The sequence below is a fragment of the Inquilinus limosus DSM 16000 genome, assembly GCF_000423185.1.
In the GTDB taxonomy this organism is placed as follows: Bacteria; Pseudomonadota; Alphaproteobacteria; order DSM-16000; family Inquilinaceae; genus Inquilinus; species Inquilinus limosus.
Genome location: NZ_AUHM01000020.1, coordinates 118,207 through 132,795 on the forward strand (window position 1 = coordinate 118,207; position 14,589 = coordinate 132,795).

The window sequence follows — 14,589 nt, forward strand, 5'->3', positions numbered from 1 at the left end:
GAGACAAACGCAGATGAGCTTCAAGTCTGGGCGCTCACGAGAGCCGGTTCCCGCGTCTGTTGTGTGTCCATCCCGGAAAGCTCACCTGCAATACTGATGTTCGCAACGCGGTTGATCATCCGGATGTCCACCACCCGGTCGGCCATGGCGATCGTCTCGGGACGATGGGCGATGATGATCTGGGTGATGCCGAGATCGCGCAGCGCCGACGAGATCTCGCGCTCGTTGGCGAGATCGAGATGGCTTGTCGCCTCGTCGAGCAGGAGGATCCGCGGGCTTCGGTAGAGGGCGCGGGCGAGCATGAGGCGCTGGGCCTGCCCTCCCGACAACCCGGTCCCCATCGAGCCGACCAGGGTGTTGAACCCCATCGGCATGCGCAGGATCTCGTCTTGGATCCGGGCCTTGCGCGCAGCCGCGCGCACGCGCTCGTGATCGGGCTTTTCGTCGAGGAACGCGATGTTCTCGACAAGGGTGCCGGAGAACAGCATGTCGTCCTGGCGGACGACGCCGATGACGCTGCGCAGGCGATCGAGGCCAAGGGATGAGATCGACAGGCCGTCGATCAGGACATCGCCGGAGTCGGCCTGGATCTGCCCCGAAAGGACCTTGAGCAGCGTCGACTTTCCGGCGCCGGACGGACCGACGATCGCCACGATCTCGCCGGCCCGGACTGACAGGCTGCACCGGTCGAGAACGTCGGCTTCGGCCGTGCCGTACCGGTAGGACACCTCCCGGACCTCGATGTCCCCGCGGATCTCCCGATCTCCCAGGAACGGTAGCCTCGTGGTCTTCTCCCGTTCGGTGAGCAGGATGTCGGCCAGCCGGTCCAGATGGATCCCCAGCATCCTGAATTCGATCGCGGTGTTGATGAGGCTGGTTCCCTTGGTCACGAAGTTCTCGCGGAAGCCGAGGAAGGCCGTCAGCATTCCGACCGAGAAGTCGTTGGAGAGGACTGCCTTGGCCCCGAGATAGATGATCGCGATCTTCTCGATCGCGAACAGAACGTCGTGGCAGAAGGTGAAGGTGACGGTCGCGGTCTCGACCCCGTTCTGCAGCCTGACATAGCGGCTGAGGGCCGCCACGTACTGAGCGCGGCGCTGGTCGAAGCCGCCGAACAGCTTGATCGTCGTGATGCCGCGCATCGTCTCCCAGAGCAGCCCCTGGACCTTCGCGTTCTGGACCAGCGCGCCCTGCGACTTCTGCCGGTAGGCGCTGTAGCGGAGTGCCCGCACCATGCCATAGGCGATGAAGGCGAGAACGACGACCGTCGCCAGGAGTGGGCTGTACAGTGCCATCACCGCCAGGGCGGCGAGGGCCACGATCCCGTCGATGCCGGCGCTGACGATGCTCGTGGTCAGCGTCTTATGGATGGTGTTGCCGGATTCGAAGCGGTTGATCACGTCGGCCGCCGACCGCCGCTCGAACCAGGCGGTGGGAAGCGCCAGCAGGTGCCGGAAGACATGGGTCGGCACGATCAGCGACAGTGAGGACGACAGGTTTCGCTGAACGATGCCGCGGATCGCGGTGGTCACGGCCTGGCCCGCGAGGAAGACGCCCATCGCGATGGTCAGAAGTTCCAGGAGATCGGTATCGGCAGCGACCAGAGCGTCGTCGATGACGAATTGCTGCAGGATCGGCAGGACGAGCGTGATGAGCTCGATGCCGAGGGCATAGACGAACATGCAGGTGATGGCCACGACGAGGCCACGGCTCCTCGGCACCACGGTGCTCAGCCGGAGGCGGTTGCGCCGATCCTGCTTCTGGAACCTGGGGCTGGGCCAAGCCTCGAGCACGAAGCCTGTGAAGCATTCGTCCATCTCGGCGCGGGTGACCACGACCCGGCCGGCCGCCGGATCGTGGAGGATGAAGCGGTTTCCCCGGCACGCGGCCAGAACGACGAAGTGGTTCATGCGCCAATGCAGGATCGCCGGCGTGCGGACCTGGGCGAGGTGCTCGGGCTCGCAGCGCAGGACGCGCGTCTCGAGATCGAGACTGTTCGCGATCGCGACCAGGTCCTTGAACGTCGCCCCTTTCAGCGAGATCGGGAAGCGGGCCCGCAGGCCGGCCAGGTCGATCGCCAGGTCGTGGGCACTCGCCACCATCGCCAGCGCGACGAGCCCGCATTCCGACCGCTCGGACTGATAGAGGATCTGCATCACGGCGCCTCGGACCGCTTCGTTGCTTTCGACTATGCGCAGCCGGAGCCGCCTGTCGATGAACCGCGAGACGCTTTACGAAGAATTAAGGGACAGAATCGGATTTCTTTCGGCAATTATCGGATCGCACCGATGGAGGGGCTGTGCCGCGGCGAAGGTCTCCTGGCCGGCGCGGCGCGAGTTGAGGATGGCACGCCGAGGATCACCGCCGGTCCGGGATGGTGCTGATTGGCCGCCGACTCCGGTTTTCAGGAAAAGCAAGTAGAGCCAAGTCACCATTGGCGCGATGCCAGCCTCCGTACCCACCACAACTTTGGAGGGATGAATGGCTAACAATGAAAACGGCGATCTCCGAGACTTGGTCGATTATTCCAGGATTCTGCAGGAGTGCCGAATTGACGAATACGGGCGCTACGTCGTCGAAAATCCCGTGATTCTCGAGGAAATCTCCGGCGGATTCTGGGACAGCAACGGCAATTGCGGCTGCTCCGGATCAAGCAGCACGGACAACTCAGGAAATACCAGTTCCAGCTCCAGCAGCGGAAGCAACAACACCGGTGCCGGGAACGGCAACGCCAGCGGCAGCGGCAATGACGATGGAAACGGCGACGGCAACGATGGAGGCGATGGTGGGGATGGCGGCGACGGCGGTGACGGCGGCGACTGATACCCCTCGCCAGCCCGGACGGCCGTTTCGGCCGCCGTCCTCCACGGTCTGCCGCTGAGCCGGATTCCGTATGCCGCTTGCGGGCGCTTGGCAGGGAGAAACAGCCAGGCGTCCGCATCGCCGACACGGGGGAGCGATCCGTTCAATCGAGGATCGACGGCGCCGTCCACGCCCAGGGGATCGTGTGGAGTATCGATGGCCAAGAGATTGATGATGTCGCTCATCCTGTGCTCCGGCCTCTTCGGAGCGTGCGGATCCGCGTCGGCCAATGGGTGGCAGGATCTGGCGGCCGCCGATGTCGATTTCATCCACCAGCAGATCGAGGCCAATCATCCAGGCGCCGTGGATAAGGAAAATCCGGGCTTCCGGGACTGGCTGCGCGACGGTTACGAGCAGGCTCGTAGGGAACTGCCGTCAGTCTCCAGCATAGGCGACTACCTCTCGGTTCTGAGAGGTTATCAAGCCGGGTTTCGCGATCCGCATGTCTACATCGACTTCTCTCTCCCAGAGACGCACATCCAGTGGCCCGGTTTCGTCGTGGCGGGACGCCAGGGCCGTGTCCTGGTCGTCAGTGTCGATCCGGGGCAGAACCTGCCCTCTGTCGGCGCCGAACTGCTGAGCTGCGACGGCATACCGGTTACCGAGTTCCTGGCCGAGCACGTCTTCCGGTTTCGCGGAAATCCCGCTGTTCCCGCCTCGTTCGACCGCAGCGTCCCGTATCTGTTCTTCGCTGCCGAGGGCAGCCCGATGACCAGGGCGGTCAAGAGCTGTCGCTTCAGTCAGGACGGCCGGATCGACGACGTCGCGATCGAGTGGCGCGGCACCTCGGTGGCGGCGATGAACAACCGCCTGTACAATGCCAATGGTGGCGTTGGGGAACCAGCCTCCCTGACCGAGCCGGCCGACGGCATCTATTGGCTTCGCATTCCGTCGTTCTCGGCGAATCCGCCGCAATGGGGTGCGCTGGCGCCTCTCTACAGGACGCTCAACCAGCGGCAGCACGACATCGCCGGAGCGAAGGCGCTGGTCATGGACATCCGGGGAAATCGGGGCGGCAACAGCACGCTCGCGGAGGTCTTCATCTATCTCCTCTTCGATCGGGGAGCTCTGCTCGAAGCCTCGGATACCGCTGGTCGGGACAGCTATGTCGACTGGCGCGCCTCGCCGGACAATCTCCGCGATGCGGAGGGCTGGCTCGCTCCCAACAGCCAGGAACAGACCGCGTCGGACGCGTGGATCCAGAGCATCATCGACGGGATGCGGGAAGCGCTCGACCGCGGAGAGGTTTTTTTCCGCGAGACTCTAAGGCCGGTCCGCTTCAATGAGGACCCACGGGCACTGCCGTTCTGGCAATCGCCGATCGCACCCGCATCGGATGGGCCGGACGCATCCCGGTCGAGCCAGGCATTCGTCGATCCGGTGCCGATGAGAGCCAAGCTGTTCGTTCTCATGGACGGCGGATGCGGCAGCGCCTGTCTCGACTTCCTCGACTACCTGAAACGGTTCCGCGGCGTCACCTACCTCGGACTTCCGACCAACGCGGACACGCAGTACATGGACGCGCGGAGCCTGGACCTGCCGTCCGGCCTCGGTCGCCTGGCCATTCCGATGAAGGTCTACCGGAACCGACAGCGCCCGGCGGGCGGATACTACACGCCGGACATCGAATATGATGGGCTGCAGCGCGACAACGCCTCGGTGCGGGGGTGGGCGCTCGGGGTCGTCCGGTCCCGGCTGGAGTAGCGCATGGCCACCGGGCACCCCCCCGTTCCGCTGTTCCGCAACGCCTTCGGCACGGCGATCGAGAGCGACGTCGGCGTTCCGCTCGGCGTCACGGCCTGGTGGAGCCGTCTCTACGGGGCATGCTTGGCTGCGCTCATCGTCGCCGCGGCGGCCGCGGTCGGGTTCGGCGCCTATGCCCGGAAGGCACAGGTCTCGGGATTCCTCGTCCCGGACAAGGGGCTGATCAAGGTCCTGTCGACCCATGCAGGCCAGATCCTTGAGCAGCATGTCGTCGAGGGGCAGCACGTGGAGAAGGACGACGTGCTGTTCATGATCGATGTCAGCGATGTCTCCACGGCCGGTCGGACCGCGGACCTCGTGGTCCGGACCCTCCATGACCGTCGCCGGATGATGGAGCAGGAGATCCAGCGCCTCGCCACGGTCCAGGCTTCGGACGCCGAGGTGCTCGCGGCCAATATTGCCTCCCTGCGGCAGCAGATAGCCGGGCTTCAGGCTCAGATCGCCGCCCAGCAGGACTATCTCCGCCTGACCCGGCAGATCTTTGAGCGGGAGAAGAACCTGGAGGACAGGAGGGTCGAGTCCCCGGCGCAGCGTGACAAGGCCGAGGAGGACGTCGCGAGCGCCAGGGCGCAGATCGCTTCCCTGCAATATTCGCTCGCGACAATCGAAGGCAATCTGGCGCAGCTCGAGGCCCAGCAGCGTGGGCTTCCCGACAAGCAGGCGAACGACCGGTCGGCGATCGAGCAGAGCATCAGCGAGCTCGACCAGGAGATTGTCCAGAATGAGGAGCAGCGCCTGCTGGTCGTCCGCGCGCCGCAATCCGGCACGGTCACGCGGCTGACGGCCACTCCCGGGGCCGCGGTCGACACCGCCACGCCGCTGCTCACCATCGTGCCGGACGGCGCGCGCCTCGACGCCTATCTCTATGTCCCGTCCAGCGCTGCAGGTTTCGTGAAGCCGGGACAGGACGTCCTGCTGCGCTACGACGCCTATCCCTACGAGAAGTTCGGCATGCAGCCCGCGACGGTGGCGACCGTCAGCCGGACCGCGGTCGCGGCCTCGGAGCTGCCGTTCCCGGTCACGAGCGACGAGCCGCTCTATCTCGTCACCGCCACGCTGGCCAAGAGCACGATCACCACCTACGGCCGCGAAGAGGCGCTGCAGCCCGGCGCGAAGATGCAGGCGGACCTGGTTCTCGAAAGCCGGCCGATCTGGCAGTGGGCGGTCGAGCCCCTGATCGCCGCCAGGGCGAGCCTCTGACGGATCCGCTGGGTCAGATCGAACCCTTGAATTGCAATGAGCAGGTGAGGGCAACGATGGCAGTGTCGACGATCTCTCCGGAGGCAAGAAAGCGGGCCCTTGCGACGCTGGACCCGTCGCTGTTCGAGCTGATTATCCTGCCGACGGAGCAATGCAACTTCCGCTGCAAGTACTGCTACGAGGATTTTGCCCTGCACCGAATGACGCCGGAAATCGTGAGCGCCATCAAGTCTCTGATCGATGTGCGTGCCCACGATATGCGCACTTTCAACCTGTCCTGGTTCGGCGGGGAGCCGCTGATGGCGAGCGACGTCGTCCTGGATATCTCCGAACATGCCCGAGCGGTCTGCGCAGCACGTGGAATCCGTTATCACGGCAGTATGACGACGAACGGCTATCTGCTGACCGACCGCCTCCAGGCGCAACTGGTGGCGGCCGGCGTGACCAGTTTCCAGATCAGCCTGGACGGCGACGAGGATCTTCACGATGCCTCGCGCCCGCTGGTCTCGGGCCGCGGCACTCATCGGAAGATCATGGAGAACATCCATAGCGCCCTGAGTTCCGATAGGGCGTTCACCATAACGGTGCGGCTCCACATCACCAGCCTGAACGCCGATAGCGTCGAGCGGTTCTATCGGTCGATCAAGCATGACGTCCTGGCCGACCAACGGTTCCGGCTGCTCGTGAAACTGGTCGGGAACCTGGGCGGCCCGAATCTCGACAAATCTGTCCTCCCGGAGAGGTCCCGGGCGGTGAAGATCAGGGACGAGATCGTGCGCGACTATCGGTGTTTCCGGGGCATAGAACCCGGAGACGACCTCAGCATCTGCTACGCGGCGCGGCCGAACTCCTTCGTCATCCGGGCGGATGGCCGGGTGAGCAAATGCACCGTCGCGTTCAACTCCTCGAACAATCAGGTCGGTCGGTTGCATCCGGACGGCAAGATGGGACTGGATGTCGAGAAGCTCCTGAAGTGGATACGAGGTTATCGCGATCTGGACCCTGCATCGCTGAGGTGTCCGGTTGAGGCTCTGCGTCTTTGGTGAGAAAGAATGGGGCGGTTTTCTTCAGAATACGACACAGCAGGAATGCGAAGGACCAAGCTGCCCTCTGGAGAAATGACGCAGGGTCGAGGCAACTATACGCCACAGCTTCCGATGACCAGCCGCCGCGCCGAATTGCGGCGCGGCGGCTGGTTCCGAATGAACTGAAGGCCAAACCAATTCGCCTGACTAAGAGGGCGTTTTGAAAGACGCTACGCCGTCACGGCGTCTGGACACCCTTCGTGTTCAAGTAGACCGCCCGCAGCGAGGTGGTGGAGCAGATGAACAGCCGGTTCTTCTTCAGGCCGCCGAAGCAGACATTGGCCACCACCTCCGGCACCTTGATCTTGCCGATCAGCGTGCCGTCCGGGCCATAGCAATGCACGCCGTCGCCGGCGCTGGTCCAGATGTTGCCGTGATGGTCGATGCGGAAGCCGTCGAACAGGCCGAAGGTGCATTCGGCGAAGACCTCGCCGCCGGCCAGCGTGCCGTCGTCGCGCACCTGGAAGCGGCGGATGTGCTTCGGCCCGTTCGGATCGTGGCTGGCGCCGGTGTCGGCGACGTAGAGCAGCGTCTCGTCGGGCGAGAAGGCGATGCCGTTCGGCTTGTCGAAATCGGTCGCGACCGTCTTCAGCGTCCCCGATTTCGGGTCGAAGCGGTAGACGTGGCAGCCGTCCTGCTCGATCTCGGACTGGTGGCCTTCGTATTCCGACAGGATGCCGTAGGGAGGGTCGGTGAACCACACCGTGTCGTCCGACTTCACCACCACGTCGTTCGGCGAGTTCAGGCGCTTGCCGTTGTGGCTGTCGGCCAGCACGGTGACGCGGCCGTCATATTCGGTGCGGCTGACCCGGCGGCCGCCATGCTCGCAGGACACCAGCCGGCCCTGGCGGTCGCGGGTATGGCCGTTGGTATAGTTCGACGGGTTGCGGAAGACGCTGACGCTGCCGTCGGTCTCGTCCCAGCGCATGATCCGGTTGTTCGGGATGTCGCTCCACAAGAGGTAGCGGCCGTCGCCGAACCAGACCGGCCCTTCCGACCAGCGCAGCCCGATGTCACTGGCCAGCACGTCGATATGGACGTTGCCCATGACATAGCCGGCGAAGCGCTTGTCCAGCACCTCGAAGCAGGGGTCGAGCATCCCGGTTTCCTCCCTTGGCCCGGCCCGGCCGGGCAGCCGATTGATCGGACATAACTGGCCGGAGTGTTGCGCCCCGGCGGAGCACCGTCAATGATTCGGGTCAGTTCGCCGAACGGCCGCCGCGCCCGTACAGCACCAGCATCAGGATGATCACCAAGCCGTAGATGATCTGCCGCCCGGCCTCCGGCATCTGCATCACCGACAGCACGCTCTGCAGCAGCACGATCAGGATCGTGCCGACCACGGTGCCGGCGTAGCGGCCCTGGCCGCCCAGGATGTTGGTGCCGCCGATCACCACCGCGGCGATGGCGGGCAGGAGATAGGCGTCGCCCATTGCCTGATAGGCCTTGCTGGAATAGCCGGCCAGCAGCAGGCCAGCGAGGGCCGAGCACAGCCCGCACAGGGTGAAGGCGCCGAGGATGACCAGCCGGGTGCTGACGCCGGACAGATAGGCTGCGGCCTCGCGGTTGCCGATGGCGTAGATGTAGCGGCCCATCGGCGTGCGGGTCAGCAGGAAGACGATGCCGAGCGACAGCAGGGCCCAGACGAACACCGCCATCGGGATGCCCAGCAGCTCGGCCTTGGCCAGGAACTGCATCGGCGGCGTCGCCATGGTGGTCGGGGAGAAGCCGCCGGTCAGCATCACCATCAGCCCGCGCAGCACGGTGTTGACCCCGAGGGTGAAGATCATCGACGGCACGCGCAGGAAGGCGACGCCGAGCCCGTTGAACACGCCGACCAGGGCACCGATGGCGAGGCCGACCGGGATCGCTTCGGGCCCGCCGACCGCGGTCGCCAGCATGGCCGAGGCGGCGATGGTCCAGGGCACCGACAGGTCGATATGGCCCATCAGGATCACCAGCATCATTCCGGCCGCGACGATGCCGAGGAAGGAGGCGACCTTGAGCTGCTGCAGCAGATAGGCGGGCGACAGAAAGGTCGCCGTGCCCTGGGTGACCGCGGTGTAGACCGTGCCCGCCACCAGGATCAGCACCACGAAGCCGCAGGCCACCAGGATCGGCCGGTCGACGGAGCGGAGAAATGCTTGCATCGATCCTCCGCTACCCGAACAGCTGCAGGCGGTTCCTGACCGTGAACACACGGGCGGCGCCCAGCGAGACCGCGGCCAGCAGGATCAGGCCCTCGAACAGCGGCTGCAGCAGCGGGTTGGCCAGGACGCCGACGATGCTGTCCTCCGGCACCACGCGGAAGCAGAAGGAGATGGCGCGCAGCACCATGACGCCGACGATCGAGGCGACGGCCCCGCCCGACCCACCGAACAGCGAGGTGCCGCCGATCACCACGGCGGCGATCGAGTTGAGCGTGTAGGCGCCGGCCATCGGCGTGTCGGCGTTGCCGCTGCCGGTCTGCAGCGCCAGGTAGACGCCGGCGACCGCGGCGAAGAAGCCGGCCAAGGTGAAGGCCGCCAGCTTCGACCGGTCGATGGCGACGCCGGACATGAAGGCCGCCTGCTCCGACGAGCCGATGGCGTAGCAGCCGCGCCCGGTCACCGAATTCCTGAACGGCAGCCAGACCAGCAGCACCACCAGCACGACCAGGATGACCGGCACCGGGACGCCCTGGATCGCCTGGAACCAGCCCGGAAGGTCGCCGCCCCACCAGCCATAGGTGTCGGCCACGTCGAACAGCGTGTTTGTGGCCGCCCAGGACAGGTCGCCGTCGACCGCGCCGCCCGGGGTGGGGCGCAGGAACAGGGCGATGCCGATGAAGACGGCCCCGGTGGCCAGCGTCGCGATGATCGGCTGGATCCGGCCATAGACCACCAGCGCGCCGTTGACGAAGCCGGCCAGAAGCCCGGCGACGAGGCAGAGCAGGATGCCGAACGCGAGCTCCCAGCCGCTGCCGGTCAGGAGATGGGAGGCCAGGCAGTTCACCATCGTCATCAGCGGGCCGACGGAGAGGTCCAGCCCGCCCAGCAGCACCGGCACCGTCTGGGCCATCGCCACCAGGGCCAGGGTGAAGGTCTCGTTGGCGTTCTGGACGATCAGGTCGGCGCTGCCGCCCCGCGGATGCTGATAGGAGTAGAGGCCGTAGAACAGGACGAACAGGCCGAGGGCGAGGAGGATGCCGCTGTGGCGCGAGAAGCGGTGGAGCAGGGTCATGCCGGCACCGCCTCCGCCGCCCGGCCGTTGGTCTCGAGGTTCAGGGCGCTGGCCACGATGTTGGTTTCGGTGATGGCATCGCCCTCCAGCGTCCGGATCACCCGCCCGCCATAGAGGATCAGCACCCGGTCGCAGCAGCCGATCAGCTCGTCATAATCGGTCGAGTAGAACAGGATCGAGGTGCCGGCGGCGGCCAGGTCGTGCAGCAGCTGGTAGATCTCCTGCTTCGTGCCGACATCGATGCCGCGGGTCGGGTCGTTCAGCAGGATGATGCGGGCCTCCGTCAGCAGCCATTTGGCGATCGCCACCTTCTGCTGATTGCCGCCGGACAGGGTGCCGACCGGGGCGTCGACCGATCCGACCTTGATCCGCAGCGCCTCGACCATGCGGGCGATGCCGTCGCTCTCGCGCCGACGGTCGAGGACGCCGCCCCAGGCCATCCCGCCCAGGGCCGCCAGGGTGATGTTCTCCCCGACCGACATCGGCAGCAGCAGCCCCTCGGTCTTGCGGTCTTCCGGGATCAGCGCCATGCGGATGCCGGCGCGCTTGGCCTGCGCCGGGCTGCCGATCCGGGCCGGCCGGCCGTCGACCAGCACGCTGCCCTCGACCCCGCGCAGCACGCCGAACAGGGCCAGCAGCAGCTCGCGCTGCCCCTGGCCGTCCAGCCCGCCGAGGCCGACGATCTCGCCGCGGCCGACGGTCAGCGAGATGTCGGAGAGGCGCTGGCCCCAGCGCAGGCCGCGGGTCTCCAGCACCGGCGGCGGCGGCTCCGCCCGCACCGGCTTCGGCGGATAGGCGCCATGGATCTCGCGGCCGATCAGCATCCGCACCACCTCGTCGTCGCTGCGCGCGCCGGCCGGGAAGGTGTCGATGTGCCGGCCGTTGCGGAACACCGAGCAGGTGTCGCACAGCGCCTTGATCTCCGGCATGCGGTGGGAGATGTAGAGGATGCCCAGCCCCTCGCGGCGCAGCTGGTGCAGCAGGGCATAGACCTTCTCCACATCCGCCGCCGTCAGGGCCGAGGTCGCCTCGTCGAGGATCAAGAGGCGCGGGTTGCGCCCCAGCGCCTTGGCGATCTCGACCATCTGCCGGCGCGACAGGGGCAGGGCCTTGACCGGCAGCCGCGGGTCGATGTCGGCGCAGCCGATCCGGGCCAGCAGCTCCTCCGCCCGCCGCCGCTGCGCCCTGTGGTCGATCAGGCCGAAACGCCGGGGCGGCCGGGTGATGCAGATGTTGTCGGCCACCGACAGATCCGGCATCAGCGACAGCTCCTGGAACACGCAGACGACGCCGGCCGCGTTCGCCGCCTGCGGCGAGGCGAAGCTGGCGGGCCGGCTGTCGATCAGCAGCTCGCCGGCGCTGGGCTGCACCACCCCGGCGATGATCTTGATCAGCGTGCTCTTGCCGGCCCCGTTCTCGCCCAGGACCCCGTGGATCGAGCCCGCGCGGGCCGCGAACTCCACCTCGCGCAGCGCGTGCACGCCGCCGTAGCTCTTGCTGACTCCCGTCAGCTGCACCAGCGGCGGCGTGTCGACGGCCATCCCCGACGCCACGGCCCTACTTGTTCTCGGCGGACTGGGCCATGATCTGCGGCGCGGTGAAGGTGATGCCGCAGGGCTCGAAGGAATTCGGCGCGAAGAAGTCGACCGTCAGGTTCGACCAGTAGTTCTCGCCGTCCTTCAGCGTCTTGTAGTCGGCGACCGGGATCGGGATCGACACCATCTGCGGCATGGTCTCGCCCTTCAGCGCGGCGATCGCCGCCTTCATCGCGATGGCGACGAGGGCCGGGGACTGGCCGTAGGACAGGCCCTTCAGCCCCTGGTCCTTGTACTGGGCGATCTGCTGGCGGAACAGGTTCTCGCCTTCGCCCGCCATCGGCACGAATGGATGTTTGGCGTCGATCAGCGCCTGCACCGTGCCGTTCGACCCGCCCTGGGTGAAGATGCCGTCGAAATGTCCGTGCACCGCGAGCGCGTCGGCCGTCGCCTTCTGCGAGTCGCCCGGCGCCCAGTTGCCCACCACCTCGACGATATCGAAAGGCTTGCCCGCTTCCTTCATCGTCTTCTGGAAGCCCTCGTGCCGGTCGCGGTCGACCGAGTTGCCGGGCAGGCCGCGCACCTCGAGGATCTTGCCGCCGTTCGGCACGTGCTCGATCAGGAATTTGGCCGACATCACGCCCATCTCGGTCTGGTCCTCGTTGACCTGCATCACCTCGGTGGTGTCGAGGATGTTGTCGAACGGCACCAGCACGACGTTCTTGCGGTTGGCCAGCCGGATCACCCGGTCGAAGCCCGTGGGGCTGACCGCGATGGTGACGATCGCGTCGAAGCCCTGGTTGATGAAGTCCTCGATCGTGCCCAGCTGCGCCGCCGCGTCGGTGCCGGTGGAGACGACCTTGAACTCCTTGATGTCCTTGGCGACCTCCGGCAGCGCGGCATAGGCCTTGGCGGTCTGGATCATCTGGATGCGCCAGATGTTGCCGACGAAGCCGTTGACCAGGGCGATGCGGTACGGCCCCGGGCGGGCGTCCCATTTGAAGAACTTCGTGTCCTTGCTCCAGGGCGCGAAGCATTCCGGCAGATAGCCCGGCCCGTCCACCGTCTTCGGGGCGGCGAGGGCGGGGAGCGCGATGGCGAGAGATGCGGCCGCGGCGACCGCGGCGAAACGGCGGAGCAGCATTCGGGTCCTCCCTGTATGGCCTGTCGGCCGCGAACGATTCGAACTCGTCCGGCATATTTGACGATGGGAATGTTGTGCCGATCGCCGGCGGCCGTCAATTCATCAGACAGTACGCATGCGCCCGCCTCGTTCCCATCTCTTCAGGAGGATGGCGCCGCCCAAAAGTCCGACGTAAAGTGGCGGGCGCCCGAGATTGCCAGGCAAACCCAAGAACACGTGCGAAACCGATGCCCAGCCCCAGCCTCTTCATCCGCCTGAACCGCGACGACAATGTCGTCCTCGCCCGCGCCGACATCACGCCGGGCACGCCGATCCCGGAGGAGGGGGTGACCACCGCCGGCCACATCCCGGCCGGCCACAAGATGGCGACCCGGCCGATCGCGCAGGGCGAGCCGATCCGGCGCTACAACCAGATCATCGGCTTCGCCACCGAGGCGATCGCCCCGGGCGAGCATGTCCATGTCCACAACTGCGCCATGGGCGATTTCGAGCGCGACTACGCCTTCTGCGCCGACGCCAAGCCGACCGATTACGTGCCGGAGGCGGAGCGGGCGACCTTCCAGGGCTATCGCCGGCCCAACGGCCGGGTCGGCACCCGCAACTACATCGGCATCCTGTCGTCGGTGAACTGCTCGGCCACGGTCAGCCGGATGATCGCGGCGCATTTCGAGCGCTCCGGCGCGCTCGACGCCTTCCCGCATGTCGACGGCGTGGTCGCGATCACCCATTCGACCGGCTGCGGCATGGCGGATTCGGGCGAAGGCTACGACAACCTGCAGCGCACGCTCTGGGGCTATGCCCGCAACCCGAACTTCGCCGGGGTGCTGATGATCGGCCTGGGCTGCGAGGTCAACCAGATCGACTTCCTGCTGGAGGCCTATCAGATCCAGCGCGGGCCGCTGTTCCAGACCATGAACATCCAGAACCTGGGCGGCACCCGGAAGACGGTCGACCACTGTATCGCCAGGGTGATGGAGATGCTGCCCGAGGCCGACAAGGCGCGGCGCGAGACCGTGCCGGCCAGCGAGCTGATGGTGGCGCTGCAGTGCGGCGGCTCGGACGGCTATTCCGGCATCTCGGCCAACCCGGCGCTGGGCGCCGCGGTCGACCTGCTGGTCCGCCACGGCGGCAGCGCCGTGCTGTCGGAGACGCCGGAGATCTACGGCGCCGAGCACCTGCTGACCCGGCGCGCGGTCAGCCGCGAGGTCGGCGAGAAGCTGATCGCCCGGATCAAGTGGTGGGAGGGCTACACTGCCCGCAACGGCGGCGAGATGAACAACAACCCGTCGCCCGGCAACAAGCGCGGCGGCCTGACCACGATCCTCGAGAAGTCGCTGGGCGCCGCGGCCAAGGGCGGCACCACCAACCTGGTCGAGGTCTACAAATACGCCGAGCAGATGACGGCCAAGGGCTTCGTGTTCATGGACACGCCCGGCTACGACCCGGCCTCGGCCACCGGCCAGGTGGCGGGCGGGGCGCAGCTGGTCTGCTTCACCACCGGCCGCGGCTCGGTCTCGGGCTTCAAGCCGGCGCCCTGCATCAAGATCGCCACCAACTCCGCCATGTACCGGCACATGGAGGAGGACATGGACATCAACTGCGGCACCATCATCGACGGCGACGAGACCATCGAGCAGGCCGGCCGCCGGATCTTCGAGAAGTTCCTGGCCGTCGCCTCGGGCGAGCAGACCAAGAGCGAGGCCCAGGGCTTCGGCGACAACGAGTTCGTGCCCTGGCAGATCGGCGCGGTGATGTGACGGCGGGGACGCCGGACGAG

Annotated in this window: 11 protein-coding genes; 5 read left to right on the plus strand and 6 right to left on the minus strand. The window is 66.5% G+C overall.

The features are described from left to right. Positions 1-20 precede the first annotated feature (20 nt). The gene (locus G537_RS0118355; RefSeq protein WP_051248584.1) at positions 21-2,156 is read right to left on the minus strand and encodes a peptidase domain-containing ABC transporter; all 2,136 of its coding nucleotides are present in this window, start codon (positions 2,154-2,156) and stop codon (positions 21-23) included. 325 nt (positions 2,157-2,481) lie between these two features. Between G537_RS0118355 and G537_RS43720 the strand changes: the two genes are divergently transcribed. From G537_RS43720 to G537_RS38625, 4 genes are all read left to right on the plus strand, one after another. Next, positions 2,482-2,823, plus strand: coding sequence for a hypothetical protein (locus tag G537_RS43720; protein ID WP_155888661.1), 342 nt, complete (start codon positions 2,482-2,484; stop codon positions 2,821-2,823). Between the two features lie 195 nt (positions 2,824-3,018). After that, positions 3,019-4,566: a S41 family peptidase gene (locus G537_RS0118360; RefSeq protein ID WP_026871370.1), complete on the plus strand. Its 1,548-nt coding sequence runs from the start codon at positions 3,019-3,021 to the stop codon at positions 4,564-4,566. Between the two features lie 3 nt (positions 4,567-4,569). Beyond that, positions 4,570-5,826 carry an HlyD family secretion protein gene (locus G537_RS0118365; RefSeq protein WP_026871371.1) on the plus strand — a complete coding sequence of 419 codons (1,257 nt, stop codon included), beginning with the start codon at positions 4,570-4,572 and terminating at the stop codon, positions 5,824-5,826. 56 nt (positions 5,827-5,882) lie between these two features. Then, the gene (locus tag G537_RS38625; RefSeq protein ID WP_051248587.1) at positions 5,883-6,872 is read left to right on the plus strand and encodes a radical SAM protein; all 990 of its coding nucleotides are present in this window, start codon (positions 5,883-5,885) and stop codon (positions 6,870-6,872) included. A 217-nt stretch (positions 6,873-7,089) separates the two neighbouring features. Here G537_RS38625 and G537_RS0118375 read toward each other — a convergent pair whose 3' ends face one another. The 5 genes from G537_RS0118375 to G537_RS0118395 form a co-directional block, all read right to left on the minus strand. Further along, on the minus strand, positions 7,090-8,010 hold the full coding sequence (locus G537_RS0118375) for an SMP-30/gluconolactonase/LRE family protein (protein ID WP_026871372.1): 921 nt from the start codon (positions 8,008-8,010) through the stop codon (positions 7,090-7,092). 100 nt (positions 8,011-8,110) lie between these two features. Further along, positions 8,111-9,061, minus strand: a complete 951-nt coding sequence (locus tag G537_RS0118380) for an ABC transporter permease (RefSeq protein WP_026871373.1) — start codon at positions 9,059-9,061, stop codon at positions 8,111-8,113. Between the two features lie 10 nt (positions 9,062-9,071). Continuing rightward, entirely contained in the window at positions 9,072-10,133 is a 1,062-nt protein-coding gene (locus tag G537_RS0118385; protein ID WP_026871374.1) for an ABC transporter permease, read from the minus strand. Then, the gene (locus tag G537_RS0118390) at positions 10,130-11,674 is read right to left on the minus strand and encodes a sugar ABC transporter ATP-binding protein (protein ID WP_026871375.1); all 1,545 of its coding nucleotides are present in this window, start codon (positions 11,672-11,674) and stop codon (positions 10,130-10,132) included. Before G537_RS0118390 ends, G537_RS0118385 begins: the two co-directional genes overlap by 4 nt. Positions 11,675-11,690: 16 nt before the next feature. Continuing rightward, a complete protein-coding gene (locus G537_RS0118395; RefSeq protein WP_026871376.1) occupies positions 11,691-12,812 on the minus strand; it encodes a sugar ABC transporter substrate-binding protein in 1,122 nt (373 codons plus the stop codon). 227 nt (positions 12,813-13,039) lie between these two features. Between G537_RS0118395 and G537_RS0118400 the strand changes: the two genes are divergently transcribed. Continuing rightward, the gene (locus tag G537_RS0118400) at positions 13,040-14,569 is read left to right on the plus strand and encodes a UxaA family hydrolase (RefSeq protein ID WP_026871377.1); all 1,530 of its coding nucleotides are present in this window, start codon (positions 13,040-13,042) and stop codon (positions 14,567-14,569) included. The last annotated feature ends 20 nt before the right edge of the window (positions 14,570-14,589 follow it).